This is a genomic window from Kitasatospora sp. NPDC087314 (assembly GCF_044744365.1).
GTDB lineage: Bacteria > Actinomycetota > Actinomycetes > Streptomycetales > Streptomycetaceae > Kitasatospora.
In genome coordinates, this window is sequence record NZ_JBIUYE010000016.1 from 206,526 (window position 1) to 231,034 (window position 24,509).

The following is a 24,509-nucleotide window of genomic DNA, read 5'->3' on the forward strand; positions in this document are numbered from 1 at the left end:
CACGGCCCCGGTACGGCGGCAGCACGAAGGCCGCCCTCCGCTGAGCGGTGGACGGCCTTCACTGTGAACATGGGGTGGTGGAGATGCCGGGAATCGAACCCGGGTCCAGTGGAGTTAATTCAGGGCTTCTCCGAGCGCAGTCCGCTGTGCTTTTCTCGGCCCTGGCGGTCACACGGACAAGCCGCCAACAGGCCCAGCTGCTGTTTGATTTCCCATCCACCCTCGCAGCCCGGGCGGACGGTTGAGTTCCCTAGATTATGCCAGGGTCCGGGTCGGGAACTCCCCGGTCTGACACCCAAGCGCTATCGGTGCTTATTAGGCAGCGAGAGCGAACTGCTGGGAATCGCGCTTAGAGTTGGCGATTATTTTTTTGCGACACGTGGTTAACGAGATCATTGCCGCGTTCCTCGGCTCGCTTCCCCTGTTTCAACATCCCCTGTCGAAACCGATCATCCCCATGTTTTGTTGAGAAACAGCCGGACGGTGACCGTCCGTGTTGCTGGCGCCATAGTACGCGAGGCGACGGGTGAGGGTCCAGCGGATTAACGCTGGCGCCGTCGGGCGGCCGCCACCGCGCGGGCCGTCTCGCGGGTGTCCTGCTTCTCGCGCAGCGTCTGCCGCTTGTCGTACAGCTTCTTGCCGACGGCGAGCGCGAGTTCGAGCTTCACCCGGCCGTCCTTGAAGTACAGCGAGAGCGGGATGAGCGTGTGGCCCGCGTCGCGGACCTTGGTCTCGATCTTGCGGATCTCCATCTTGTGCAGCAGCAGCTTGCGCTTGCGCCGGGCCGCGTGGTTGGTCCACGTCCCCTGGGTGTACTCGGGGATGAACACGTTGTCGATCCAGGCCTCGTGGCCCTGGATGTAGGCGTAGCCGTCGACCAGGTTGGCCCGCCCCTCGCGCAGCGACTTCACCTCCGTGCCGGTGAGCACCAGGCCGCACTCGTAGGTGTCGAGGATCATGTACTCGTGTCGCGCCTTCTTGTTCTGCGCGATCAGCTTCTGTCCGGTTTCCTTTGCCATAGCGCGGCCATTCTCGCACTTCGGCCCGCGCGGGGCAGCCCCTTTAGGCCCGGGTGCCGAGCCCGGCCAGCACCCGCAGGGCGAGCGCGTCGGCGTCCTCGCCGCCGGTCGCCGGGACGTCCGGGGCCAGGCCGGCGCCTTCCGGGGAGCGGCCGGCCGGGGTGTAGTAGCGGCCGACGGTCAGCTCCAGCACGGCGCCGTCGGCGAGCCGGCTGGGCTGCTGGACGGTGCCCTTGCCGAAGGTCCGCGAGCCCACCACCACGGCGCGGCTGCGGTCCTGGAGCGCGCCGGTGAGCAGTTCGGCGGCGCTCATCGTGCCGCCGTCGACCAGCACCACCAGCGGGGTGCGCTGGTCGCCTCCGGGCGGTGCGGTCAATTCCCGGGTCTCGCCGCGCTCCTGGTAGGAGCCGACCGGGCCGCCGTCCAGGAAGATCCCGGCGGTGCCGGCGGCCTCCTCGACCAGCCCGCCCGAGTTGCCGCGCAGATCGAGCACCACGCCGGTGTGCGGGGCGCGCAGCGCGGCGCGCACCTGGTCGGTCACGCCGCTGGTGAAGGCCCGCACGGTGATCCGCAGCGCGCCCTTCTCCAGGTGCACGGCGGTGACCTGCTGGCTGTCCAGCAGGACGCGCCGCAGCCGCAGTTCGCGGGCCTCGCCGTCGCCGCGCCGCACGGCGAGGGTGACCTCGGAGCCCGCCGTGCGCTCGCCGTCCCGCCCGCGCAGCCGGGCCACCACCTCGGTGACCGGCAGGCGGTCGGCCGGGTCCTCGTCGATCCGCAGCAGCCGGTCGCCGGCCGCGATCCCGGCCGCGGCGGCGGGCCCGGCGGGCGCGACCTGGGAGACCGTGGTGACGCCGTCCTCACCGCGGCCGACCGAGAGGCCGACGCCCAGGTAGCGGCCGTCCAGGCCCTGGCTGAACTCGGCGTACTCCTGGGCGCTGTAGTACGCGCCCCAGCGGTCGCCGTTGGCTCCCAGCAGGTGCTCGGCCTGCTGCTCGGACAGCGCGGTGCCGGCCGGGTCCGCCGGGAGGCCCACGGCGGACCCGGCGGCCGGGCCGGCGTCGGCGGACGGGCGCCGCGGCGGACCGCTCGGGTCGCCCCAGGCGCCGGTGGCGGCCCCGGCCATCAGCACGGCGCCGAACACCAGGCTGAGGGTGGCCACCTGACGTGCCCTGCGCGGAGTTTGCAGCATGGCATCGGAGTGTAGACACCGCGTCGGGCACGACAGGCCGGAACGGTGGAGCGGAGAACGGCGGCGGCCCCGGACGGCGCAGTGCCGTCCGGGGCCGCCGGGCCCGTCGGGGTCAGACCTTGAGGTACTTGCGCAGGGTGAAGAACGCCGCCACACCGGCCATGCCCATACCGACCACGATCAGCAGCGGTATCACCGCGAGCACCGAGCCGAGGCCGATGAAGTGGATGAACTGCACCCGGTCGGCCAGCCAGTTCTGGACGAAGAAGTGCCCGCCGACCAGCAGCCCGGAGGCCATGATCGCGCCGAGCAGCGCGGAGAACGCGGCCTCGGCGATGAACGGCATCTGGACGTAGAAGTTCGAGGCGCCGACCAGGCGCATGATGCCGGTCTCGCGCCGCCTGCTGTACGCCGACACCCGGACGGTGTTGACGATCAGCAGCAGGGCGACGAACAGCATCAGCACCATGATCACGAAGGCCGCCGTCTGGAGGCCGTTGAGCAGCCCGAACAGGTTCTCCAGGATCTTCCGCTGGTCCTCGACCGACTTGACGCCCGGTTTTCCGGCGAAGGCGCTCTGGATGACGTCGTACTTGGTCGGGTCGTTGAGCTTGACCCGCCAGGACTGCGGCATGGCGTCCGGGCCCAGGACGGAGATGAGCGGGTTGTCCGGGTTCATCTCCTTCCAGTGCTTGTACGCCTCGGCGGAGCTCTCGAAGGTCGACGACTGGACCACCGAGTCCATCTTGTCCAGCTGGGCCTTGATGTCCTGCACCTGCTGGTCGGTGGCCGCGCCCTTGTCGCACTGCGGCGAGTTGCGGGCGTCCGACTTGGTGCAGAAGTAGATGCTCACCTCGACCTTGTCGTACCAGTACCCCTTCATGGAGTTCACCTGGTCGCGGACCAGGAGCGAGGAACCGGCGAGGGCGAGGGAGAGCGCGACACTGACCACGACCGCGATGGTCATCGTCAGGTTGCGGCGGAGACCCACACCGATCTCCGACAGGACGAACTGGGCACGCATGCGGGTAACAACTCCAGGGTCGGTACTGCTGGTCTGGCGACGCGGGCGGACGGCCCTACAGGTTCAGCGCCGGTCGGTCAGTGCTGGTATCCGTAGACGCCGCGGGCCTGGTCGCGGACGAGCAGCCCCTTGTCGAGCTCGATGACGCGCTTGCGCATCTGGTCGACGATGGCCTGGTCGTGGGTGGCCATCAGCACCGTGGTGCCGGTGCGGTTGATGCGGTCGAGCAGCTTCATGATGCCGACGGAGTTCTGCGGGTCGAGGTTGCCGGTGGGCTCGTCCGCGATCAGCAGCATCGGGCGGTTCACGAACGCGCGGGCGATCGCCACGCGCTGCTGCTCACCACCGGAGAGCTCGCCCGGCATGCGGTCCTCCTTGCCGCCGAGGCCGACCAGCTCCAGCACCTCGGGCACCACCTTGTTGATGGCGCTCTTGGGCTTGCCGATCACCTCAAGCGCGAAGGCGACGTTCTGCGCGACCGTCTTGTTCGGCAGCAGGCGGAAGTCCTGGAAGACGGTGCCCAGCTGGCGGCGCATGTGCGGCACCTTCCAGTTGGACAGCTTGCCGAGGTCCTTGCCCAGCACGTGCACCTCACCCGTACTGGGGCGCTCCTCGCGCAGGCACAGGCGCAGGAAGGTGGACTTGCCCGAGCCGGACGAGCCGACCAGGAAGACGAACTCGCCCTTCTCGATCTCCAGCGAGACGTTGTCCAGGGCGGGACGGTTCTGCTTGGGATAGGTCTTGGAGACGTTGTCGAATCTGATCACGGCTGCATCACGGAGGCCATCCTAGGCGGCGCCAGTCCTCGGTCCATCCACCCCGGGCGCCCGGCCCTGGGGCGGGCGATGGGAGCGGAAAGGGCCGCTCCCGGTCTGGGACCATACGCGAATCGACGGTCGGCGCGCAGGGTCGGCCCGGGACGGACGTCGAAATCTGGGGGACAATGTCCGGTTATGCCCCGAAAATTGCGAGGCATCTCACAGCCCGGGAGCCGGAACGGTCAGAACCTGGCAGAGTGGAGGTGGCGTCCGCGTTCGGGCGCTCCCCCGCACAGGGCAAGAAGAGGAACCAAAGCCCCGTCCGGTGCGTTGGCTGTAGCAGCGAGGAGGAGATCGCATGACCTGCGACCATCTGGTGTGCGCCAACTGCAACGGCCGCGTGAGTGACGGGCGTTGCCCGGTCTGCCGCGCCAACCGGGCCCGGCTGCAGGAGCAGCAGGGGCCGTTCGCGGCGCTCTCCCCCGCGATGCTGCTGGCCCTGCTGGCCGGTCTGCTCGCGGTGGCGCTGATCGCCCGGCAGGCACTGGCCTGAGTCCGCTCACCCCGTCCGAGACCTACCGGAAGGGCCCCCGACCGATCCGGTCGGGGGCCCTCTTCGCTGTCTGAGCCTGGCCTGCGCCTACTGCGCGGCGGTCTCCCGCTGCTTGCGCCACCGGATGCCGGCCTCGATGAAGCCGTCGATGTCGCCGTCCAGCACGCCCTGCGGGTTGCCGACCTCGTACTCGGTGCGGACGTCCTTGACCATCTGGTACGGGTGCAGCACGTAGGAGCGCATCTGGTTGCCCCAGGAGCTGCCGCTGTCCTTGAGCGCGTCCATCGCCGCGCGCTCCTCCTGGCGGCGCCGCTCCAGCAGCTTGGCCTGGAGGACGTTCATCGCGGACGCCTTGTTCTGGATCTGCGAGCGCTCGTTCTGGCAGGAGACGACCACGCCGGTCGGGATGTGCGTGATGCGCACCGCCGAGTCGGTGGTGTTGACGCCCTGGCCGCCGGGGCCGGAGGCACGGTACACGTCGATGCGCAGGTCGCCCTCGTCGATGTCGACGTGGTCGGACTGCTCGACGACCGGGAGCACCTCGACACCGGCGAAGGAGGTCTGCCGGCGGCCCTGGTTGTCGAACGGCGAGATGCGCACCAGACGGTGGGTGCCCTGCTCGACCGAGAGCGTGCCGTAGGCGTACGGCGCCTTGACGGTGAAGGTCGCGGACTTGATGCCGGCCTCTTCGGCGTACGAGGTGTCGTACACCTCGGTGGCGTACCCGTGCCGCTCGGCCCAGCGCAGGTACATGCGCATCAGCTGCTCGGCGAAGTCGGCGGCGTCGACGCCACCGGCCTCGGCCCGGATGTTGATGAGCGCCTCGCGGGCGTCGTACTCGCCGGACAGGAGGGTGCGGACCTCCAGCTCCTCGACCGCCTTCTGGACGGAGACGAGTTCGGCCTCGGCCTCGACGCGGGTGTCCGCGTCGTCCTCGGCCTCGGCCAGCTCGAACAGCACGCCCAGGTCGTCGATGCGGCTGCGCAGGCCCTCGACCTTGCGCAGTTCACCCTGGAGGAAGGAGAGCCGGCTGGTCACCTTCTGCGCGTTCGCGACGTCGTCCCACAGGTTGGGGGCGGCTGCATCCTCCTCCAGGACCGCGATGTCGGCCCGGATCTTGTCCAGGTCGAGGACGGCCTCGATCGACCCCATGGTCGTTTCGAGGTTCTTGAGCTCTTCGGAAGGATCGACGGCTGCCACGCCCCCAGGGTAATGGTTCCGGGGGTGGTCATGGCGACACCGGGGTCCACCGACCCTCCGGGAGCGGCCCGACGGCCCGCTACGGCGCCCGCGGGGCCGTGCCGGACACCGCCGGACGGGCCGGATGGCCGGCGTCCGGCGCGGTGGCCGCGAAGGCCGTCCAGGCCGCGGCGGCGCCCGCCAGCAGCAGGACGGTGGCCAGCAGGACGGCCAGCAGCCGGCGGCGGCGCAGCAGTGCCTGCCGGTCCCGGCGGTGCCCGGCGCCCGGGGCGGTGCGCTGGGCGCGGGACTCCGCGGCGTACGCGGCCAGCTCGTCCGCGGAGGGGCGGCGCAGGCTGGTGTGGGTGTCCCGGGTGGAGTCGGGGGCGACGCCGGGCACCAGTGGGACGGCCGGGCCGCGGCGGCGCTTGTGGACGCCCGGGCCGGCGTCCACCTCGGCGTACACGGCCTCGCCGGGGGTCAGCGCCTCCTCGGCCGGGGCGCGGCCCTGGGAGGGGACGGCCAGCACCGGCAGGCCGGCCAGCGAGGGCAGCTGCTCGCGCAGCCGGGCGGCCAGCTCGGCGGCCCGCAGCCGGGAGGCCGGGGCCTTGGCCAGGCACTCGGAGATGATCCGCCACAGCCCGTCCGGCAGGCCGGGGATCGGCGGCACCTGCTCGGTGACGTGGCGGCGCAGCACCGCGCCGGTGTGGCCGCCGCCGAACGGGGTGAAGCCGGCCAGCAGCTCGTACAGCACGGTGGCGAGGGCGTAGATGTCGACGGCGGCGCGCGGCTCCAGGCCCTCGATGATCTCCGGGGCGAGGTAGTCGGGGGTGCCGATGATCCTGGTGGCCCGGGTCCGGCGCGGGGCGTCGACCAGGCGGGCCACGCCGAAGTCGGTGAGCTTGGCGCGCGGGGCGCCGCCGGGCCCGGGGGCGGCGGCGAGGTCGAGCAGGACGTTCTCCGGCTTGACGTCGCGGTGGACGATGCCGGCCGCGTGCGCGGCGGCCAGGCCGTCGGCGACGTCCGCGATGACCGAGGCGGCGGTCTGCGGCGGGAGTGCGCCGTCCCGCTCCAGCCGGGAGCGCAGGTCGGTGCCCTGGACCAGCTCCATCACCAGGGCGAGGTCGCTGCCGTCCACGACCATGTCGCGCACGCCGACCACCCGGGGGTGGTCGAGGCTGGTCAGCGCGGCGCGTTCCTGGACGAAGCGGCCGACCAGCACCTGGTCGGCGGCCAGGTCCTCGCGCAGCAGCTTGACCGCCACCGGGCCGTCGGGCCCCTCACCGAGCCAGACCGTCCCGGCCGAACCCCGGCCGATCACCTGGTGGACGGTGTACCGGCTGCCGATCTTGCGTGCCAATGCTGCTCCGTGGGCGGCGCGGGAGCGCGCCGGGGGTCCGGTGCGCTCGGTGGGGCGGGACAACAGCGACCAACCTACGCGCCCCGACCCCCCGCGCGGGCCGCCTGACGGCCCCGGGCGGGCAGTCTCGGGCGAGAAATCTCCGGAATTGTCGACAAATCGTCAATCCTGCCGCCCGGGCGCGGTGTCGGGCGTGAGCGGGGCCCGTACGGCCGGACCCGACCCGACGTCAGATCTACGAGCTGCCGAACAGCGCGTTCGCCCAGTCGCGCACGGTGTTGAACCAGCCCTGGACGTTGTCCCAGTAGTGCGGCAGCGGCGTGAAGTTCCACAGCGCCACCCCGGCCACGACCAGGACCAGCAGCACCATCAGGCAGCCCTTGAGACAGCCGAGCCCCGGGATGTACATCCGGTTGCGGCTGCGCGGGCGCCGCTCGCGCGGCGGGGCGGGCTCGCGGCGGGCCTGCTCGCGCGGCTCCTCGCGGTGCTGCGGGGGCTCGCGGTGCTGCGGCGCCGGCGGCTCGCTCCGGCGCGGCACCGGGGCGGGCGGGGGCGGCGGCGGGTAGCCGCCCTGCGACTGCCCGTACCCCGCCGGGGCCGGCCGGTAGCCGCCGGGCGGCTGCGGACGGCCGCCGGGCTGCGGCTGGCCGCCGTGGCCGGGCTGGCCGCCCGGGCCGCCCTGGTACGGCGGCGGGGCGACCTGCGGGCGCTGGGCGTACCCGGGCGGCGGCGGGCCCTGGCGTCGCTGGTCCGGCTGGTAGCCGGCCGGCGGCTGCGGCTGGTAGCCCGGTCGGCCGCCCTGGCCCGGCCGGCCTCCCGGCCCCGCCTGGCCCCCCGTCCCGGCCTGGTAGGGCGGCGGGGCGACCTGCGGGTCCTCGAAGTCCTCCGGCCCGAAGTAGCCGACCTGGGTCTGCTGGTTGCGGTCCCGCGCCGCCCGCAGCTGCGTCTGCCACGGGTGCGGCGTCTCCTCCTTCGGCGCGCCCGGTGCGCCCGGCGGGGGCGGCGGCACGACGGTGGGCGGCATCACCTGGGTGCGGTCCGGGGCGCCGTACGGCGGGGCGGGCGGCGGCTGGGTGCTCATCACCCGGGTCGCCGCGGCCGGGTCGTAGTGCGGGGCGCCGGGGCCCGCGGGCGGCATGCCCGGGGCGGTCGGCGGCAGGTCCGGGACGGCCGCGGCGGCGTTCGGGACGGCGGTCGGCCGCGGGTCCGGCAGGAGCAGCGCGCCGACCGCGAGCGCCTCGTCCACCGCCGCCGGGGAGGCGTGCACCCCGACGCCGGCCGCCACCACCCGCAGCGCGCGGGCCAGCGAGGTCGCGCCCGGCCGCTGCGCCGGGTCCTTGCGCAGGCAGCGCTCGATCACCGTCCAGAGCGGCTCGGGCATGGTGCTGGGCCGCTGCGGCTCCTGCGCCAGGTGGGCCTGGAGGACCGCGAGGGCGCCGTCGCCCTGGAACGGCTGGCGGCCGGTGACCAGCTCGTACAGCATGATCCCGGCGCCGTAGACGTCCACCGCGGAGGTCTGCGGGCGGCCCTCGGCGGACTCCGGGGCGACGTAGGCGGGGGTGCCGACGAACTCGTGGGTGCGGGTGATGCCCGGCGAGTCGGCCAGGCGGGCGATGCCGAAGTCCGTCAGCAGCGGGTGCATCTGCTCGGTGCCGTCCACCAGCACGGAGGCGAGCAGCACGTTGGCCGGCTTGAGGTCGCGGTGGACGATCCCGTCCTCGTGGCTGGCCGCCAGCGCGTCCGCGACCTGGGCCATCAGCAGGGCGCCGGCGATCGGGCTGAACGGGCCGTTGGCGCGCAGGTAGCGGGCCAGGTCGGGGCCGTCGACCAGGTCCATCACCAGGGCCAGCAGCTCGCCCTCGACCACCAGGTCGCGGACCCGGACGATGTTGGGGTGGGTCAGCCGCAGCAGCAGCGAGCGCTCGCGCAGGAAGCGCATCACGACGTCCGGGTCGGCCGCCAGTTCCTCGCGCAGCACCTTGATCGCCACCAGCTGCCCGGGCTCGCTGCCGGGCACCTGGACGTCGGGGCGCACCCGGCCGCGCCAGACCGTCCCGGTGGCACCCCGACCGAGGGTCTCCTCAAGCAGATACTTGCTGCCGACTGGCCGCACCTGTCGCACTCCTCGTCGTGCCGCCCGCGCGGGGCGCTCCTCCGCCGGTGCGGTGAGCCTGCCGGGCCCGTGTCTGCGGCCACTCTAACGGTGTCCGTTCAGGTTTTTGAGGCGACCGGCAGGCCATCCCGGAGGGGTTGGGGGACATCCCCTAGGGGACTTCCCGGACCCGTTCGACGGGCCCGCCGACGGGGCCCTCGCGGCACCGGTTGACCTGACCCTCCGTCGCCTCCACCATGGCGATGATCGCAAGATCGTCAAATCCGGTACGGTGCGCGGACTGTCCGTGACGGATGGCAGGATGGACACTCGCCACTCGTGTGGCCCAAAGGGTCGCCGCGGTCGCCCCGCGCGCCCGCGAGGACACCGGGCAGCGGTACCAGGCTTCACACCAGCAGAAGGGACCCGCGGGCGAGATGCAGATCCGGCTGACCGTCCTCCGACCGCGCAGCGGCCCGACCGCCGCCGGCTCCGCCATCCCCTACGTGGACGTGCTGGTCACCGCGCCCGTCGGCACCGCGCTCGGCTCCCTCGCGGGCGCCCTCGCGGGCGCCGTCGGCGTGCGCGGGCCCCGGGCCGCCACCCATGTGCACCTGTACGCCGGGGCGCACCGGGTGGACGAGCACACCCTGCTCGGCCACCCCCCGCTCCTCGACGGCGCCGTCCTCAGCCTCAACGAGCCCGACCCGACCGCCGACGACCCCGACGACACCCCCGCCGCCGCCGAACTGCGCGTGGTCGGCGGCCCGGACGCCGGCGGGGTGCACCGGCTGCACGGCCGGGAGATCCGGATCGGCCGCTCCGGCGAGGCCGACGTCCCGCTCGACGACCCCGACGTCTCCCGGCTGCACCTGGCCCTGCACCTCGCCGACGACGGCAAGGTCACCGTCCGCGACCTCGGCTCCACCAACGGCACCACCCTGGACGGCCGGCTCGTCCCGCCCGGCGCACCCGAGGAGGCCGTCCCGCTGGACGCCGGCGCCCTGCTGCGGATCGGCGAATCCACCCTGCAGGTGGCCGTCCCCGACCCGGCCGACGGCCCCGGCACCGGCCGCGCCGCCCTGCCCGACGGCCACGGCCACCTCCAGCTCGCCGCCCCCGGCCCGGTCCGCCCCGCCCCGCCGGTGGCGGAACCGCCCGCCGCCCCCGAACCCGCCCCCGGCCGCGGCCGCGGCCTGCTCTCGCTACGGCTCGGCCGCACCGCCGAACCGCCCGGCCAGGAGAGCGCCGAGCGCCACCACACCGCCGTCCGGCTCCGCCAGGCCGCCGCCCAGCGCGAACGGTGGCCGGATCTCGCCACCCTGCTGCTCAACGCCGTCGGCCCCGGCCCCCGGCTCTGGGAGCGCGGCCCCGGCCATCCCGACGCGCTCACCCTGCGCCTGGGCACCGCCGACCGCCCCGGCGGCCCCGGCACCGCACCCGGCACCACGCTGCCCGCCGTCCCCGTCACCCTCGACCTGCAGACCGCCGGCAGCCTCGGCCTCAGCGGACCCCGGGAACGCCTGGACTCGCTCACCCGCGCCGTCGTCGCCCAACTCGCGGCCCTGCACCCGCCGACCGGCCTGAGCCTCGTCGTCGTCGACGCCGACCCGGGCCGCGCCCCCGAGGAACGCACCGACACCTGGGCCTGGGCCCTGTGGCTGCCCCACCTGCGCCCCGCCGAAGGCCAGGACTGCCGCCTGCTGCTCGGCCTCGACGACGACCAGGCCACCGCCCGGCTGACCGAACTCACCGCCCGGCTCAGTGCCCCGACCGGCCTCGGCGGCCACCCCGCCACCGTGGTCGTGGTGGACGGCCGCCCGGCCACCGAGACCGCCCGGCAGGCGCTCGACCTGCTGCTGCGCCAGGGCCCGGCCGTCGGCATCTTCCCGATCTGCCTCGCCGAGCAGCCCGAACTGCTCCCCCGCGGCCTCGGCGCCACCGCCCTGATCACCGGCGAGGTCGGCACCCAGCTCTCGCTCGACCGCCCGGTCGCCCGCGGCCGGGAGACCCTGCACGAGGTCTCGCTGGACGCCGTCTCCGACGTCTGGGCCGAACGGCTCGCCCGCGTCCTCGCCCCGCTGCGCGAGGCCGTCCCGGCCGCCCGCGGCCCGCTGCCCGACGCCCTGCGGCTGCTCGACCTGCTCCAGCTCGACACCGTCACCCCCGCCAAGCTGTCCGCCCGCTGGGACGCCCACGCCGGCGGCATCGGCGCCGCCACCGCGCTGCTCGGCACCACCCGGGACGAGCTCTGCACGCTCGACCTGGCCGACCCCGAACTCGCCCTCCCCTCCCCCGACCCGGGCGGCCCGCACCTGCTCATCGGCGGCGCCCGCGGCTCCGGCAAGACCGAACTGCTGCGCACCCTGGTCGCCTCGCTCGCCGTCTCCGAGCGCCCCGAGCGGCTGGCCGTCACCCTCATCGAGGGCCGGGCGACGGAGGACGGCCTGGACGGCTGCACCGAACTGCCGCACGTCACCGGCCGGGTGAACGCCGCCGCCGACCCGCGCGCCGCGCTGCTCGCGGCCGAGGCGCTGGAGGACGAACTCGCCCTGCGCGAGCGGCTGTTCGACGGCCTGGACTTCGCCTCCTGGCACGCCGCCCGGATCCTGGACGGGCAGCACGGCGCCGCGGACGCGGAACGCCCGCAGGTGCCGGTGCCCGCCACCGTCGGCGCGGCCGGCTCCGCCGCCTCCCCCAGGATCATCCAGCCCCGCAGCGGCGACGCCCCCCGCCCGGCGGCCGCCCCCGTTCCGGCCCGGCTGGTCGTCGTGGTCGACGACTACGACGCCCTGCTCGCCCCCACCTCCCCGGCCGGCCGCCCGCTCGCCCGCGCGCTCGCCGCCGTCGCCCGCCGCGGCGGCCCGCTCGGCGTCCACCTCGCGGTCGCCACCGGCCGTCCGGAGGAGAGCGCCGGCACCGAGGTCGACGAGGCCGCCCTGCTGCGGATCGCGCTGCGCACCGAGGACCCGGCCGACTCCGACCTGCTGATCCACCTCGGCGACGCGGCCGCCCTCCCCGAGGACACCCCCGGCCGCGGCTACCTGCGCCTGCCGGACGGCGGCGTCACCGCCTTCCAGACCGCCCGGATCAGCGGCCGCATCCCGCGCACCGCCACCCTGCGCCCCACCGTCGTCGCGATAGACCCGCTCCAGCTCGGCGCCCCGCCCGCCCGCCGCCCGGTCCGCGAACTCGGCAACGGCCCCACCGACCTCGCCCTCCTCGCCAGCGCGCTCCAGCGCGCCGCCGCCCGCTGACCGGGTCGCGGCACCCGCCCCGCCCCTTCCCTGAACCGCGAAACGGAAGGGGCGCCACCGCGCCGTCCGTCACCTTCCGGAGGCGACGGACGGCAGCGGCCGGCTAGGGCCTGTCCGGCCTAGAACGCCGGGGGCCGGGTGGCGAGGCCGCGGGTGTAGTGGGCGGCGGCGAGGACCGAAGCCATCAGCTCGGAGTCGAGCACGGAGGCGTCCGCCAGCCGGGTGGCCGACGCGTGGGCGGCGAGCAGTGTCTTGGTGACCCGCAGCGCGGCCTCGGGGCGGCGTGTGACGGGCCTGGTCCACTCGGCCACCGCCGCATCCAGGTCCTCCTCGGGGACGACCCGCTGCAGGATGGCGAGCTCACGCGCCTCCACCGCGCCGACCGGGCGACCGGTGAGGATGATCTCGCGGACCCGGGCCGCGCCGACCTCGTGGATCAGGCGGGGCAGCAGACCGCCCCAGGCGACGGGCAGGCCCAGGGCCAGCTCGGGCAGCCGGAAGACGGCGTCGTCGGCGCCGACCCGCAGGTCGCAGGCGAGCGCCAGGGCGAAGCCGGCGCCGGTCGCCCGGCCCTGGACCCGTGCGACGGTCACGGCGGAGCTGTTGGTGAGGGCTTCGCAGACCCTGCGGGCCTTGTCCCCGTAGCTCCGTATGCCGCCGCCGGTCGGGTCCTCGTCCAGACCCGCGAAGAGTTCGTCGCGGTCGCCGCCGAGGCAGAAGTCCCGGCCGGCCGCGGACAGCACGATCACCCGCACGGCCGGGTCGGGTACGGCGAGGACGGCGAGGAGTTCGTCCAGCATGGCCGCGGTGACGGCGTTCCCGGTCCCCGGGCTGTCCAGCTCGACGTGGAGCACCGCGCCCCGGAGCTCGGAACGGACCGTACGGGTCGGCGCGGGCTCGGGGATCGGCGCGGGCTCGGGGACGGACCCGGGCTGCGGGTACCAGCCGGTGGGCGCCGAGGGGTACGGGACGTACGGGGGCTGCATCGCGTGCGACGGGTACTGGGGCGCCTGCGGGGAAACGTTCATGCGGACACTCTCAGGGACGTCACCCGGTGGAAGACCATCCGGGACGCGTGCTCCGGCGGGCTCACCGCCCGCAGGGTCGGGAAGCGCCGCAGCAGCTGGCCGAGCAGGGCGCGTGCCTCCAACCGGGCCAGGCCCGCGCCGAGGCAGTAGTGGGCGCCGCCGCCGAAGGTGAGGTGGGTGCCCCGGCGGAGCACGTCGAAGGCGTGCGGGTCCGGGTTGCGGCGCGGATCGCGGTTGGCCGCGCCGTACATCACGTGGACCATGGTGTCCTTGGGGAGGAACACCCCGGCCAGCACGGTGTCCTCGCCCGCGACGCGGCTGTTGACGCGGATCGGCGGGTCGTAGCGCAGCGCCTCGTCGATCGCCTCGTCGATGTGCTCCGGCCGCTCCCGCAGCCACTCCCACGTCCCGGGCGACCGCAGCAGCTGCCACACCAGCGAGGAGAGCAGCGTCGCCGTGGTCTCCAGCGAGGCGATGGTGACGAACATGGTGAGCTGGTAGACCATCCGGTCGGTGGCCTCGCGGTCGCCCTCCAGCTCGTCCCAGGTGCGGATCCAGCCGGCGATCACGTCGTCGCCGTCCTTGTCGCGCCGCTCCCGGACGAGGCGGGTGAAGTACTCGCGCAGGTCCATGGTGGCCTGCTCGGAGACCGCCAGCTGGCTCTTGGTGGGCAGCAGTTCCTGGGCGTGCACCTGGTTGTGGGTCATCGTCAGGATGTGCGGGTAGTCCGCCGGCGCGATGTCCAGCCAGCGCCCGACGGTTCCGATCGGCAGCTGCTCGCTGACCACGGCGGCGAAGTCCGCCTCGCCGTCCGCCCGTATTCGCTCGGCCAGGCGGTCGAGCAGTTCGGTGGCGTCGGCCTCGATCTGCGGAGCCATGTCCCGGAGGGTGTTCCGGTCGAAGAGGTTCCCGAGGCTGCGCCGTTGCCGGGTGTGCTCGGGGGCGTTGAGCCGGGAGAGGGTCCGGCTCATCTCCTGGGTGGCGACGGCCTCCCAGCGCTCCGTCCCGGTCTGCCGCTCCTGCCAGGCGAAGTCGGGGACGAGCCAGGTCCTGCCGCGCAGGACCTGGTCGCACGCGTCGTAACCGGTGACCAGGTAGCCGCCCCAGGGCGCCGGGACGAGATCGCCCAGCGCCCGCAGCTCGTCGTAGACCGGGCTCGGGTCGGCGAGCCCCTCGGCCGACCGCAGCCTCCGCAGCAGCGGCACGGCGGCACGACGGTCGACCCTTGCGTCAGGACGCTCCGGATCCGCAGGGCGGGCTTCCAACATGGCGGTCACACGGGGCTCCTTGCGCGCGGGCGGGCAGTACGGCGGCGATCTACCCAGTAACAGTGCGCTCAAGCGTCGATCCGTGTTGCCCCCGTCACGTGCCGCGCCGCCGTCACACCCGGTTCACCCAGTGGTGGTCGAGCGGATTCCGACGGCGCGTCGGTTCGGAGCCCAGGACGTCTCAGAGCCGGAAGACGTCCAGGAAGGAGCTCCACCACCCCTTCTTCTGCGGGGCCCGGACCGGCGCCGGGGCGGTGACCTGCGGGTACGCCTGCGCCGCCGCGGAGCCGCCCGGCGCCCCGCCCGGTGCGGGGTCCGTCCGCACGCCCGGCCCCGTGGTACGGGCGGGCGCCGGGGTGAACCGCACCGGCAGCGAGACCAGGCCGCGCTGGAACGGGCCCGGCCGCCACTCCACGCTCTCCGCGGGCACCGCGAGCGTGACGTCCGGGAGGGCGTTGAGCAGGCACTCGATCGCGCTCAGGGCGATCAGCTGGGCCGGGGACTTGGCCGGGCACGCGTGCGGGCCGGCGCCCCAGGCCAGGTGGGCTCCCTTGCTGAGGGTCAGCCGGGCGTCCGTCAGCGCGGGGTCGCTGTTGGCGGCGGCGAAGCTGATCACCACCGGGCTACCCGCGTCCATCGGGACCCCGCCCACGTCGAGGTCCTGCATCGGGTAGTGCGTCGCGTAGTTGGCGATCGGCGGGTTGTTCCACAGCACGTCGTCGAGGGCGTCCTCGATGCGCAGTCCGGAGCCGCCCTCGCCGGACAGCAGCAGGAGCAGCGCGTTGCCGATCAGGTTGCGCTCGGGCTCGACGCCGGCCCCCATCAGCATGACCAGCTGGTCCTTGAGCTCCTCGTCCCTCAGACCGGCCGGGTGCTGGATGAGCCACGAGGTGATGTCGTCACCCGGCTGACGGCGCTTCAGCGCGACCAGGTCCATCAGGCAGGACGTCAGGTCCTCGTTGGCCTGGATCACGTCGAGGCCGTCGAAGAGCGCGGACATGCTGCGGGTCAGCCGGTCGCCGATGTCGGCCGGGCAGCCGAACAGCTGGTTGAACAGCAGCAGCGGCAGCAGCTTGGCGTAGTCGTTGAGCAGGTCGGCCCGGCCCAGCGGACTGAACTGGTCGATCAGGTAGCCGGCGATCCGCTCGACGTGCCGGTTGAGCCGGTTGTCGTTGAGCCGCTCCAGGCTCTCGGTGACGGCCTTGCGCAGCCGCAGGTGCTCGGCGCCGTCCGTGAAGAGGCAGTTGGGCCGGTAGAACATCATCGGCAGGACGGGGCTGTCCAACGGCACCCGCCCTTCGTTCAGCGCCGCCCAGCGCCGCGAGTCCCGGGCGAACATCCCCGGGTTCTGCAGCACCCGCAGCGCGGCCTCGTGCGAGGTGACCAGGGTGGCCTCCACGCCCGGGGCCAGCTCCACCGGCGCGGCGGGACCGTTGGCGCGCAGCTTGTCGTAGACCGCGCCGGGGTCGGACGAGAACATCTCCCCGTAGAGCGGTGTGCTCACGCCGACGTGCATCGGGCAGCCCGGCGGAGCCGACTGCGGGGCGGGTCGCTGCGGAGAATCCATGGGTCGTTCCTTGGAGGTGGCCCCGGGCGGGTGCGGACCCGGGAGACGTGAGCGGGGGGAGGCGTGGGGGGGAGATCAGGAGGCGCGGTCGAGCAGGTGCCGGACGAGCGTCAGCAGGGCGTTGGCCGAGGAGCGCTGGTCCCGCGCGTCGCAGAACACCACCGGCGTGTGCGGCAGCAGGTCGAGCGCCTCACGCAGCTGCTCCTCGGTGTACTCGCTCTGCCGGTCGAAGCTGTTGACCGCCACGGCGTACTCCAGGCCGTACCGCTCGATCAGGTCGATGACCGGGAAGGTGTCCGCGAGACGGGTCGGGTCGGCCAGCAGCAGCGCTCCCAGCGCTCCCCGCGCCATGTCCTCCCAGAGCTGCATGAACCGCTGCTGCCCCGGCGTGCCGAACAGGTACAGCACCAGGTCGTCGCCGAGCGTCAGCCGGCCGAAGTCCAGGGCGACGGTCGTGGTCTTCTTGTCCGGTACGCCGCGGAGGTCGTCGACGCGGGTGGACGCCTGCGTCATGCTCTCCTCGGTGCTCAGCGGGGCGATCTCCGACAGGGCCCCGATGAGCGTGGTCTTGCCGACCGCGAAGTGCCCCACGACCAGGATCTTGACAGCGGTCGTCACCGCGCCCGGGACGTAGATGTCCTCAGGCGAACCGGCGTTGAAGTCCATGCAGTACCTTCTCTAGAAGTCTCGGATCCGGGACCTGGGCCGGAGGCGGGGCCGACCGGCGCAGCAGCCGTCCCTCCCGGATCAGGTCCGTCAGCAGCAGCCTCACGACCCCCACCGGCAGCTCCAGCCGGGCCGCGACCTCGGCCACCGAGAGGTAGCCGCCGGAGCACAGCTCCCAGATCGCCCGGGTCTCCGGGCTGGGCAGGGCGGGGAGGCCCTGCTCGGGTCCGACGGTGACCAAGGTGATCAGAGACAGGTCGTCCGCACTCGGCAACTCGCGCCCGCCGGTGATGACGTAGGAGCGGATGAACCCGCCGGTGACCCGCTGTTCCTCGCCGCCGACCGTCATGAGCCGCTGAGCGTGCTCTGGCGCGGCGCCGCCGACATCGCCCGTCCGAGTGCGCCCACCTGCTGCTGCATCCGGAAGGACATCGCCTCCATGTCGACGTCGGGGGCGGCGGAGGCCGCCAGGTACGCACCGCTGCCGGCCGCGATCAGGAAGATCCAGCCGTGGTCGTACTCCAGGAGGGTCTGGCGCCAGGCCCCGCCGCCTCCGCCGACGAACGGGGCGACCGCGCGGCTCAGCGACTGCATCGAGCTCATCGCGGCGGCGTTGGTCTCCGCCTCGTCGCGGCCTATCTCGCTGCACCTTTCGAGCAGGAGGCCGTCGGCGGAGACGAGGATGGCGTGCCGGGCGCCGGGTACCTGGAGTACGTCGTTGAGCACCCAGGAAAGATCACGGCTCACTGGATCTCGGTTCCTTCCGTGGTCATGGTGTTACGCCCGGACAGCGTGCCGCGCTGGAACGCGCCGAGGCGGGACGGCGTGTGCTGGCCGGTGCTCCGCACCGGCTCCTCGGCCCGACCGGGGTCCTGCGGGGAGGGGACGACCGACACGGGGCGCTGGCGACGGCGCCGGGGCAGCAGCCCGTCCGCGGTCGTCTCCGGCTCCGCCATCGTCGCCGGCACCGGGGCCAGGGGCGCCGCCGGTTCGGGCAGCGACACGAGCCGCTGACCGGAGGCCGGCGTCCAGGCCGGCGCGGGCTGCTCCGCCGGCGCGGCCTGGTAGTCGCCCTGGTAGTCGCCCTGTTCGGCGGCGACCGGGGCCGCGACCTCGCTGCTGAGCAGCTCGGCCGGCAGCAGCACCACGGCCCGCACGCCCCCGTACGGGGAGACCGAGTCGACGGAGACCCGGAAGCCGTAGCGGGCGGCCAGCATGCCGGAGACGGCGAAGCCGAACTTCGGCGGGTTGCCCAGGCTGGTGAGGCTGATCGGCGCACCCGGGTTCAGGAGCACCGCCGCGCGGTCCTTCTCCTCCTGGCCCATGCCGAGGCCGGCGTCGTCGATGATCAGGCAGACGCCGGTGGGAACGGCCTGGACGCTGACCTCCACCGGGGTGTCCGGGGCGGAGTAGTTGGTCGCGTTGGCGAGCAACTCGGACAGCACGACGGCGACCGGCTCGACGACCTTGCTGGCGAGCGAGACGCTGACCCGGGAGTGGATCCGCACCCGGTCGAAGTGCCGGATCCGGCCCTGGGCGCTGCGGACCACGTCGTAGACCGAGGCCACGCTCTCGCGCCGGCCCAGCCAGCCGCCGCAGAGCACCGCGATGCCCTGGGCGCGCCGGCCGAACTGGCTGTTCGAGTGGTCGATCGTCATCAGGTCGGCCAGGATCTGCGGGCTGTCGCCGTACTTCCGCTGCACCTTGTCGATGACGACCTGCTGCTCGTCGGCCAGGCCCTGCAGCGTCCGCATCGCCGCCTTGAGGACGGCCTTGGTGTCCTCCTCGGCGTCCCGGCGGACGTCCGCCAGCTCGGACGCGTGCTGGCCCTGCATGCGGTCGCGCAGCGCGACGAGTTCGTCGTGCTGCCGCTGCGCCAGGGCGCTCGCCTCCTCCAGGGAAACGTTTCTCCGCCGCAGGGCGAGGTTCGTCCTGCGGGCTTGGAGGGCCGCTCCGACGGCTGCGAGCATCACCACGATGAAGACCCAGAAAAAGGGTTCCTGCACAAATGACGTCATGAAACTCTCTTCAGGTGGCATCGCGTGGAGCCGCTCCGGGCCCCGATACGCGAATGGGACTGGCGGCCCGCGCCTCCCCGAAAGCCACCTGATGTCACATCACATCGAGGTGCTTTCCGGCACGAGACCTGCGGCGACGCCTATCGCGGGGTCAGCCTACTGCAACTCATGCCAGGTCAGAACAGCCACCAAAAAGGGCAGTTGGGGCGAAATTCCACGCCCCGCCGGGAACTCCGGCGAGCATCGGCGGAGTTCGTGATGTCGCGTCAACCGCAGGGGCACACTCCGGCCACCTCCGGTTCGCGCGCAGAGTGATTCCCCCGTCACCCTCCGGAATCCGCCGCCCGCGGGCCCGCCCACGCAAAACGGCGGGCCCGCGTCCGAGAGGACGCGGGCCCGCCGGGAAGGAGCCGTCCGTCAGCGCATCGAACCGGTGCGCAGGAGGGTGCGGATGACCCGCATCGCGACCGAGAGGCTGGACAGCTCGTAGTTGTCCGAACCCCTTATGTCGTCGAGGGTGCTCTTGGCGCGGTTCAGGAGGGTCGCGTTGAGGTCCGCCCAGGCGGTGTAGCGCTCCTCCGGGGTGGCGCCGTCGGGGCCGCAGGCGAGGATGTCGGCGGTCAGCGCCGCGTGCGCCGCGAAGAGGTCCTCGCGGATCGCGGCCCGGGCCATCGACGACCAGCGGTCGGTGCGGGGCAGCTCGATGATGCGGTCGAGCAGGTGGGTGATCTGGAGGCGGTCGGCGAGGTCGTAGTAGAGCTCGGCGACGTCCGCGACGTCCTTGTCGGCGCGGTCCGCGACCTCGCTGATGTCCAGGGTCGGGAAGGTCGAGGAGAGGCCGGCGATCCGGGTGGCCAGCTCCTCCGGCACCCCGGCCGAGGCGAGTTCGTTGTAGACGGACTCGTACCAGACCAGGTCGTCGCCGCGCAGCGGCTTGGGCAGCGAGCCCCAGACCTGGTTGACCCGGTCGTGGAAGAACTCGATGGTGGCGGCGATGTCGAGCGGCTGGCGGCGGTTGTTGAGCATCCACCGGGTGGCGCGCTCGACCAGGCGCCGCGAGTGCAGCCGCATCTTGGTCTGGACCCGGGCCGGGACCTGGTTGTCCAGGCCCTCGATCTCGGCCCAGATCTCCTCCAGGCCGAACACGGCCCGGGCGGCGGTGTGGGTCCGGGCGATCTCCTCGTAGGTCGCGCCGGTCTCCTCCTTCAGCCGGAAGGCGAAGGTGCAACCGCCGCGGTTGATCGTGTCGTTGACGATCAGGGTGGTGATGATCTCGCGGCGCAGCGCGTGGTTGTCGATCGCGGCGGCGAACCGGGCCCGCAGCGCGCTCGGGAAGTACTCGTGCAGCGCGGTGCGGAAGAACGGGTCGTCGGGCAGCGAGGTGGCGAGCAGCTCGTCGGCCAGCGTGATCTTGGTGTACGCGAGCAGGACGGACATCTCCGGCTGCGACAGGCCGCGGCCGTTCTGCTGGCGCTCGCGGATCTGGCGCTCGGTGGGCAGGAACTCCAGCCCCCGGTCGAGCTGGCCGGCCGACTCCAGCCGGTTGATCATCCGGGAGTGGACGTTGACCATGCTGTGCGCCTGGGCGACGGCGTTGGCCAGCACCACGTTCTGCGCGTAGTTGTTGCGCAGCACCAGGTGGCCGACCTCGTCGGTCATCTCGGCGAGCAGGACGTTGCGCTGCTTGACCGTCATGTCGCCCTCGGCGACGACCTGGTTGAGCAGGATCTTGATGTTGACCTCGTGGTCCGAGGTGTCCACGCCGGCCGAGTTGTCGATGGCGTCGGTGTTGATCCAGCCGCCGGTGCTCTCGGGGCCGCCGACCGCCGCGTACTCGATGCGGCCGAGCTGGGTGCAACCGAGGTTGCCGCCCTCGCCGATGACCCGGGCCCGGACCTGGTCGCCGTTGACGCGGATGGCGTCGTTGGCCTTGTCGCCGACCTCGGCGTTGGTCTCGGCGGAGGCCTTGACGTAGGTGCCGATGCCGCCGTTCCAGAACAGGTCGACCGGCGCCTGCAGGATCGCCTTCATCAGCTCGGCCGGGGTGAGCCGGGTGTCCTGGACGCCGAGGGCGGCCCGGACCTGCGCGCTGAGCTGGATCGACTTGGCGGTGCGCGGGAAGACACCGCCGCCGGCCGAGATCAGCGACTTGTCGTAGTCGTCCCAGGAGCTGCGGGGCAGCTCGAAGAGCCGGCGGCGCTCGGCGTAGGAGGCGGCGGCGTCCGGGTTCGGGTCGAGGAAGATGTGGCGGTGGTCGAAGGCCGCGACCAGGCGGATGTGCTCGCTGAGCAGCATGCCGTTGCCGAACACGTCGCCGGACATGTCGCCGATGCCGACGACCGTGAAGTCCTCGGTCTGGGTGTCGTGGCCCAGCTCGCGGAAGTTGCGCTTGACCGACTCCCAGGCGCCGCGGGCGGTGATGCCCATGCCCTTGTGGTCGTAGCCGGCCGAGCCGCCCGAGGCGAACGCGTCGCCCAGCCAGAAGCCGTACGACTCGGCGACGCCGTTGGCGATGTCCGAGAAGGTCGCGGTGCCCTTGTCCGCGGCGACGACGAGGTAGGTGTCGTCCGCGTCGTGGCGGACCACGTCGGCCGGGTGCACGACCTCGCCGCCGACCAGGTTGTCGGTGATGTCGAGCAGCGCGGAGATGAACGTCTTGTACGAGGAGACGCCCTCGGCCAGCCAGGCGTCCCGGTCGACCGACGGGTCCGGCAGCTGCTTGGCGACGAATCCGCCCTTGGCGCCGACCGGCACGATGACGGTGTTCTTGACCATCTGGGCCTTGACCAGGCCGAGGATCTCGGTGCGGAAGTCCTCACGCCGGTCGGACCAGCGCAGACCGCCGCGGGCGACCTTGCCGAAGCGCAGGTGCACGCCCTCGACCTGCGGCGAGTAGACCCAGATCTCGAACGCGGGGCGCGGGGCCGGCAGGTCCGGGATGGCCTTCGGGTCGAACTTCATCGACACGTAGGAGTGCCACGCACCGGTGCCGTCGTGCTGGAAGAAGTTGGTCCGCAGGGTGGCCTTGATGAGGTGCAGGAAGGAGCGCAGGATGCGGTCCTCGTCCAGCGACACGACCTCGTCGAGCGCGCCGGCCAGCTCCTCCAGGATGCCCTCGGTCAGCTCCAGGGCGCCCGAACGGTGGCTCGGGCTCAGCCGGGCCTCGAACAGGTTGACCAGCAGGCGGGTGGTGTGGGTGTTGTTGCGGAGCGCGTCCTCCATGTAGTCCTGGGAGAACGTGGAGCCCGCCTGGCGCAGGTACTTGGCGTACGCGCGCAGCATCATCGCCTGCCGCCAGGTCAGCCCGGCGGTGAGGATCAGCTCGTTGAAGCGGTCGTTCTCGGCCTTGCCGGTCCAGGTGGCGGCGAAGGTCTCCTGGAAGCGCTCGCGGGCCTCGTCGGTGAGCTCGGTGGCCTCGCGCAGCTTCAGGCCGAAGTCGTACACCCACGCGGTGGTGCCGTCGGAGCGGCGCAGCGCGTACGGGTGCTCGTCGAGCACCTCGACGCCCAGGCGCTGGAGCACCGGCAGGACCTCGGTGAGCGAGATCGGGCCGCCGACCCGGTAGATCTTGAAGCGGCGCTCGTCGTCCCCGGCGCCGACCGGCTGGTACAGGTTGAGGCGGAAGTCGCCCTCGCCGTGCAGCGACTCGATCTGCTTGATGTCGGAGACGGCGGTGCGCGGCGGGAAGTCGGCGCGGTAGCCGTCGGGGAAGGCGTTGGCGTACTTGTGGCCGAGCTCGGCGGACTTCTCCTCGCCCAGCTCGATGTGCAGCTGGTCGTGGAAGCCGTCCATCCAGAACCGGGCGGCCTCGGCCAGGCGGTTCTCGATCCGCTCGATGTCGGAGTCGGTGAGTCGCGGCAGCGCGGTGCCGGGGGCGACCCGGACGACGAAGTGCAGACGGGTCAGCACCGACTCGGTGGCGTACACCGTGTAGTCGATGGTGGCGCCGTTCAGCTCCTCCTTGAGGATGTCGGTGAGCAGCAGCCGGATCCGGGTGGTGTAGCGGTCGCGCGGCAGGTAGATGAACGCGGAGAAGTAGCGCCCGTACTCGTCCTGGCGCAGGAAGAGCCGCAGCTTACGGCGCTCCTGCAGGTAGAGCACGCTGGTGGCGATGGAGATCAGGTCGGCGGCCGCGGTCTGGAACATCTCGTCCCGCGGGAAGGTCTCCATGATCTGCAGCAGGTCGCGGCCGTCGTGGCTCTCGCTGGAGAAGCCGGAGCCGTCCAGCACCTCCTGGACCTTGCGGCGCACGACCGGGATCCGGGTGACCGACTCGGTGTACGCGGCGGAGGAGAACAGGCCCAGGAAGCGGCGCTCGCCGGTCGGCTCGCCGGCGGCGTTGAACTTCTTGACGCCGACGTAGTCCAGGTAGGCCGGACGGTGCACGGTGGAGCGGCTGTTGGCCTTGGTCAGGACGAGCAGCTTCTTCTCGTGGGCCTTGGCGCGGACCGGCGCGGAGAGCCGGCCGAAGGCCTCGCTGACCGCGTGGTGGTGGTCGTCGTGGCCGCGCGGGTCGGAGCGCAGGATGCCCAGGCCGGTCCCGGCGACGGCCTTCAGGACCTCCTCGCCCTCGTGCTCGACCAGGTCGTACTCGCGGTAGCCGAGGAAGGTGAAGTGGTTGTCGGCGAGCCAGCGCATCAGCTCCCAGGCCTCGCCGACCTCCTGCTCGGGCAGGCCCGCCGGGGGCTCCTCGGCCAGCTCGTCGGCCAGGCGCAGCGCGCTCTCGCGCATCTTGCCCCAGTCCTCGACGACCTCGCGGACGTCGCCGAGCACCCGGCGCAGGTCGGTCTCGATGCCGCGCAGGTCCTCGCGGTCGGTCTCGCGGTCGATCTCGATGTGCATCCACGACTCGACGGTCGCGTCGGCGGGCCACTCGGCACCGGCGGCCTGGCTGCGGGAGCAGGCGTCGACGTCCAGGATCTCCAGCAGCTTGCCGGTGATGTCACGGCGGACGAGCAGCTGGGGGTGGATCACGATGTGGATCGCGCGGTCCTGGCGGGACAGCTCGTTGGTGACGGAGTCGACCAGGAAGGGCATGTCGTCGGTGACGACCTCGACCACGGTGTGGCCGCAGGACCAGCCGTTCTCCTCCACCGAGGGGGTGTACACCCGCACCTCGGCGGTGCCCTGCGGGCGCTTGAGGCCCAGCCGGTAGTGGGAGGCTGCGGCGCCGTACACGTCGACCGGGTCGCGGTCGACCAGGTCCTCGGGCGCGGTGTGGAGGTAGTAGTGGTGCAGGTACGCGGTCAGAGCGCCGTTGCTCAGGCCTTCCCCCGGCGCCGCTCCCCCCACCTGGCTGTTCTCAGCGGCTGCGGCTGCCTTCTTGAGCAGTTCGGCCTTGGCTGCGTCCAGCTTGGTCTGCATGACTTCTTGGCTCCTGTCGCGCGCCGTTGCGTGACTCGGTGGTGTGTGGATGAACACCGACGGGTCACTCGCAATCCTGCCGCACCTTCCGACTGAAAAGGCTTCATGGCGCGCATGAAATTCCTTCGCAGTGGGTAGGACGATTCGTCCTGCGGAGCCACCCGACG

At 72.7% G+C, this 24,509-nt stretch carries 17 protein-coding genes and 1 other RNA gene; 2 read left to right on the forward strand and 16 right to left on the reverse strand.

Annotated features, from left to right (window positions below; translation table 11 throughout):
- Positions 1–75 precede the first annotated feature (75 nt).
- The 5 genes from ssrA to ftsE form a co-directional block, all read right to left on the reverse strand.
- Positions 76–457, reverse strand: a transfer-messenger RNA (tmRNA) gene (gene ssrA / locus ACIO5E_RS31690).
- An 85-nt stretch (positions 458–542) separates the two neighbouring features.
- Complete coding sequence (gene smpB / locus ACIO5E_RS31695; protein ID WP_280680130.1) at positions 543–1,019, reverse strand: SsrA-binding protein SmpB; 477 nt, start codon at positions 1,017–1,019, stop codon at positions 543–545.
- A gap of 43 nt (positions 1,020–1,062) precedes the next feature.
- On the reverse strand, positions 1,063–2,208 hold the full coding sequence (locus ACIO5E_RS31700; RefSeq protein WP_400674489.1) for a S41 family peptidase: 1,146 nt from the start codon (positions 2,206–2,208) through the stop codon (positions 1,063–1,065).
- 112 nt (positions 2,209–2,320) lie between these two features.
- Positions 2,321–3,232, reverse strand: coding sequence for a permease-like cell division protein FtsX (gene ftsX / locus ACIO5E_RS31705; protein WP_280680134.1), 912 nt, complete (start codon positions 3,230–3,232; stop codon positions 2,321–2,323).
- A 77-nt stretch (positions 3,233–3,309) separates the two neighbouring features.
- Complete coding sequence (gene ftsE, locus ACIO5E_RS31710; protein ID WP_063349173.1) at positions 3,310–3,999, reverse strand: cell division ATP-binding protein FtsE; 690 nt, start codon at positions 3,997–3,999, stop codon at positions 3,310–3,312.
- Between the two features lie 349 nt (positions 4,000–4,348).
- Here ftsE and ACIO5E_RS31715 point away from each other — a divergent pair, with 349 nt between their 5' ends.
- Positions 4,349–4,543 (forward strand): hypothetical protein, encoded by a 195-nt coding sequence (locus ACIO5E_RS31715; protein WP_030059729.1) that lies wholly within the window; start codon positions 4,349–4,351, stop codon positions 4,541–4,543.
- 87 nt (positions 4,544–4,630) lie between these two features.
- On the opposite strand, the gene prfB is transcribed toward ACIO5E_RS31715, so the two are convergent.
- The 3 genes from prfB to ACIO5E_RS31730 form a co-directional block, all read right to left on the reverse strand.
- Positions 4,631–5,743 (reverse strand): peptide chain release factor 2, encoded by a 1,113-nt coding sequence (gene prfB, locus ACIO5E_RS31720; RefSeq protein ID WP_280680138.1) that lies wholly within the window; start codon positions 5,741–5,743, stop codon positions 4,631–4,633.
- A gap of 79 nt (positions 5,744–5,822) precedes the next feature.
- A complete protein-coding gene (locus ACIO5E_RS31725; RefSeq protein WP_400674494.1) occupies positions 5,823–7,082 on the reverse strand; it encodes a serine/threonine-protein kinase in 1,260 nt (419 codons plus the stop codon).
- A 235-nt stretch (positions 7,083–7,317) separates the two neighbouring features.
- Entirely contained in the window at positions 7,318–9,195 is a 1,878-nt protein-coding gene (locus tag ACIO5E_RS31730; RefSeq protein WP_400674496.1) for a serine/threonine-protein kinase, read from the reverse strand.
- A gap of 320 nt (positions 9,196–9,515) precedes the next feature.
- On the opposite strand from ACIO5E_RS31730, the gene ACIO5E_RS31735 reads away from it, so the two are divergent.
- Positions 9,516–12,431 (forward strand): FtsK/SpoIIIE domain-containing protein, encoded by a 2,916-nt coding sequence (locus ACIO5E_RS31735; RefSeq protein ID WP_400674498.1) that lies wholly within the window; start codon positions 9,516–9,518, stop codon positions 12,429–12,431.
- Positions 12,432–12,550: 119 nt separating this feature from the next.
- On the opposite strand, the gene ACIO5E_RS31740 is transcribed toward ACIO5E_RS31735, so the two are convergent.
- The 8 genes from ACIO5E_RS31740 to ACIO5E_RS31775 all read right to left on the reverse strand — a co-directional run bounded on the left by ACIO5E_RS31740 (position 12,551) and on the right by ACIO5E_RS31775 (position 24,342).
- Positions 12,551–13,459 (reverse strand): enoyl-CoA hydratase/isomerase family protein, encoded by a 909-nt coding sequence (locus ACIO5E_RS31740; RefSeq protein ID WP_400674500.1) that lies wholly within the window; start codon positions 13,457–13,459, stop codon positions 12,551–12,553.
- Complete coding sequence (locus ACIO5E_RS31745) at positions 13,456–14,589, reverse strand: cytochrome P450 (protein WP_400674565.1); 1,134 nt, start codon at positions 14,587–14,589, stop codon at positions 13,456–13,458. Before ACIO5E_RS31745 ends, ACIO5E_RS31740 begins: the two co-directional genes overlap by 4 nt.
- A gap of 319 nt (positions 14,590–14,908) precedes the next feature.
- Positions 14,909–16,294, reverse strand: a complete 1,386-nt coding sequence (locus ACIO5E_RS31750) for a cytochrome P450 (RefSeq protein ID WP_400674502.1) — start codon at positions 16,292–16,294, stop codon at positions 14,909–14,911.
- 75 nt (positions 16,295–16,369) lie between these two features.
- Positions 16,370–16,960 (reverse strand): ATP/GTP-binding protein, encoded by a 591-nt coding sequence (locus tag ACIO5E_RS31755; protein ID WP_280680147.1) that lies wholly within the window; start codon positions 16,958–16,960, stop codon positions 16,370–16,372.
- A complete protein-coding gene (locus ACIO5E_RS31760) occupies positions 16,935–17,309 on the reverse strand; it encodes a DUF742 domain-containing protein (RefSeq protein WP_280680149.1) in 375 nt (124 codons plus the stop codon). Before ACIO5E_RS31760 ends, ACIO5E_RS31755 begins: the two co-directional genes overlap by 26 nt.
- Complete coding sequence (locus ACIO5E_RS31765; protein ID WP_280680151.1) at positions 17,306–17,707, reverse strand: roadblock/LC7 domain-containing protein; 402 nt, start codon at positions 17,705–17,707, stop codon at positions 17,306–17,308. Before ACIO5E_RS31765 ends, ACIO5E_RS31760 begins: the two co-directional genes overlap by 4 nt.
- On the reverse strand, positions 17,704–18,978 hold the full coding sequence (locus tag ACIO5E_RS31770; protein WP_400674505.1) for an ATP-binding protein: 1,275 nt from the start codon (positions 18,976–18,978) through the stop codon (positions 17,704–17,706). The genes ACIO5E_RS31765 and ACIO5E_RS31770 overlap by 4 nt, the downstream gene beginning before the upstream one ends.
- A gap of 417 nt (positions 18,979–19,395) precedes the next feature.
- Positions 19,396–24,342 (reverse strand): NAD-glutamate dehydrogenase, encoded by a 4,947-nt coding sequence (locus tag ACIO5E_RS31775; protein ID WP_400674507.1) that lies wholly within the window; start codon positions 24,340–24,342, stop codon positions 19,396–19,398.
- Between the last annotated feature and the right edge of the window lie 167 nt (positions 24,343–24,509).

What these genes read in the sequence shown, in the direction of transcription:
- ftsX (WP_280680134.1), bottom strand. Translation starts at nt 3,232, where the DNA reads ATGCGTGCCCAGTTCGTCCTGTCGGAGATCGGTGTGGGTCTCCGCCGC.
- ACIO5E_RS31755 (WP_280680147.1), bottom strand. Translation starts at nt 16,960, where the DNA reads ATGGACTTCAACGCCGGTTCGCCTGAGGACATCTACGTCCCGGGCGCG.
- ACIO5E_RS31715 (WP_030059729.1), top strand. Translation starts at nt 4,349, where the DNA reads ATGACCTGCGACCATCTGGTGTGCGCCAACTGCAACGGCCGCGTGAGT.
- ACIO5E_RS31700 (WP_400674489.1), bottom strand. Translation starts at nt 2,208, where the DNA reads ATGCTGCAAACTCCGCGCAGGGCACGTCAGGTGGCCACCCTCAGCCTG.
- ACIO5E_RS31775 (WP_400674507.1), bottom strand. Translation starts at nt 24,342, where the DNA reads ATGCAGACCAAGCTGGACGCAGCCAAGGCCGAACTGCTCAAGAAGGCA.
- ACIO5E_RS31770 (WP_400674505.1), bottom strand. Translation starts at nt 18,978, where the DNA reads ATGACGTCATTTGTGCAGGAACCCTTTTTCTGGGTCTTCATCGTGGTG.
- ACIO5E_RS31740 (WP_400674500.1), bottom strand. Translation starts at nt 13,459, where the DNA reads ATGAACGTTTCCCCGCAGGCGCCCCAGTACCCGTCGCACGCGATGCAG.
- smpB (WP_280680130.1), bottom strand. Translation starts at nt 1,019, where the DNA reads ATGGCAAAGGAAACCGGACAGAAGCTGATCGCGCAGAACAAGAAGGCG.
- ACIO5E_RS31760 (WP_280680149.1), bottom strand. Translation starts at nt 17,309, where the DNA reads ATGACGGTCGGCGGCGAGGAACAGCGGGTCACCGGCGGGTTCATCCGC.
- ACIO5E_RS31750 (WP_400674502.1), bottom strand. Translation starts at nt 16,294, where the DNA reads ATGGATTCTCCGCAGCGACCCGCCCCGCAGTCGGCTCCGCCGGGCTGC.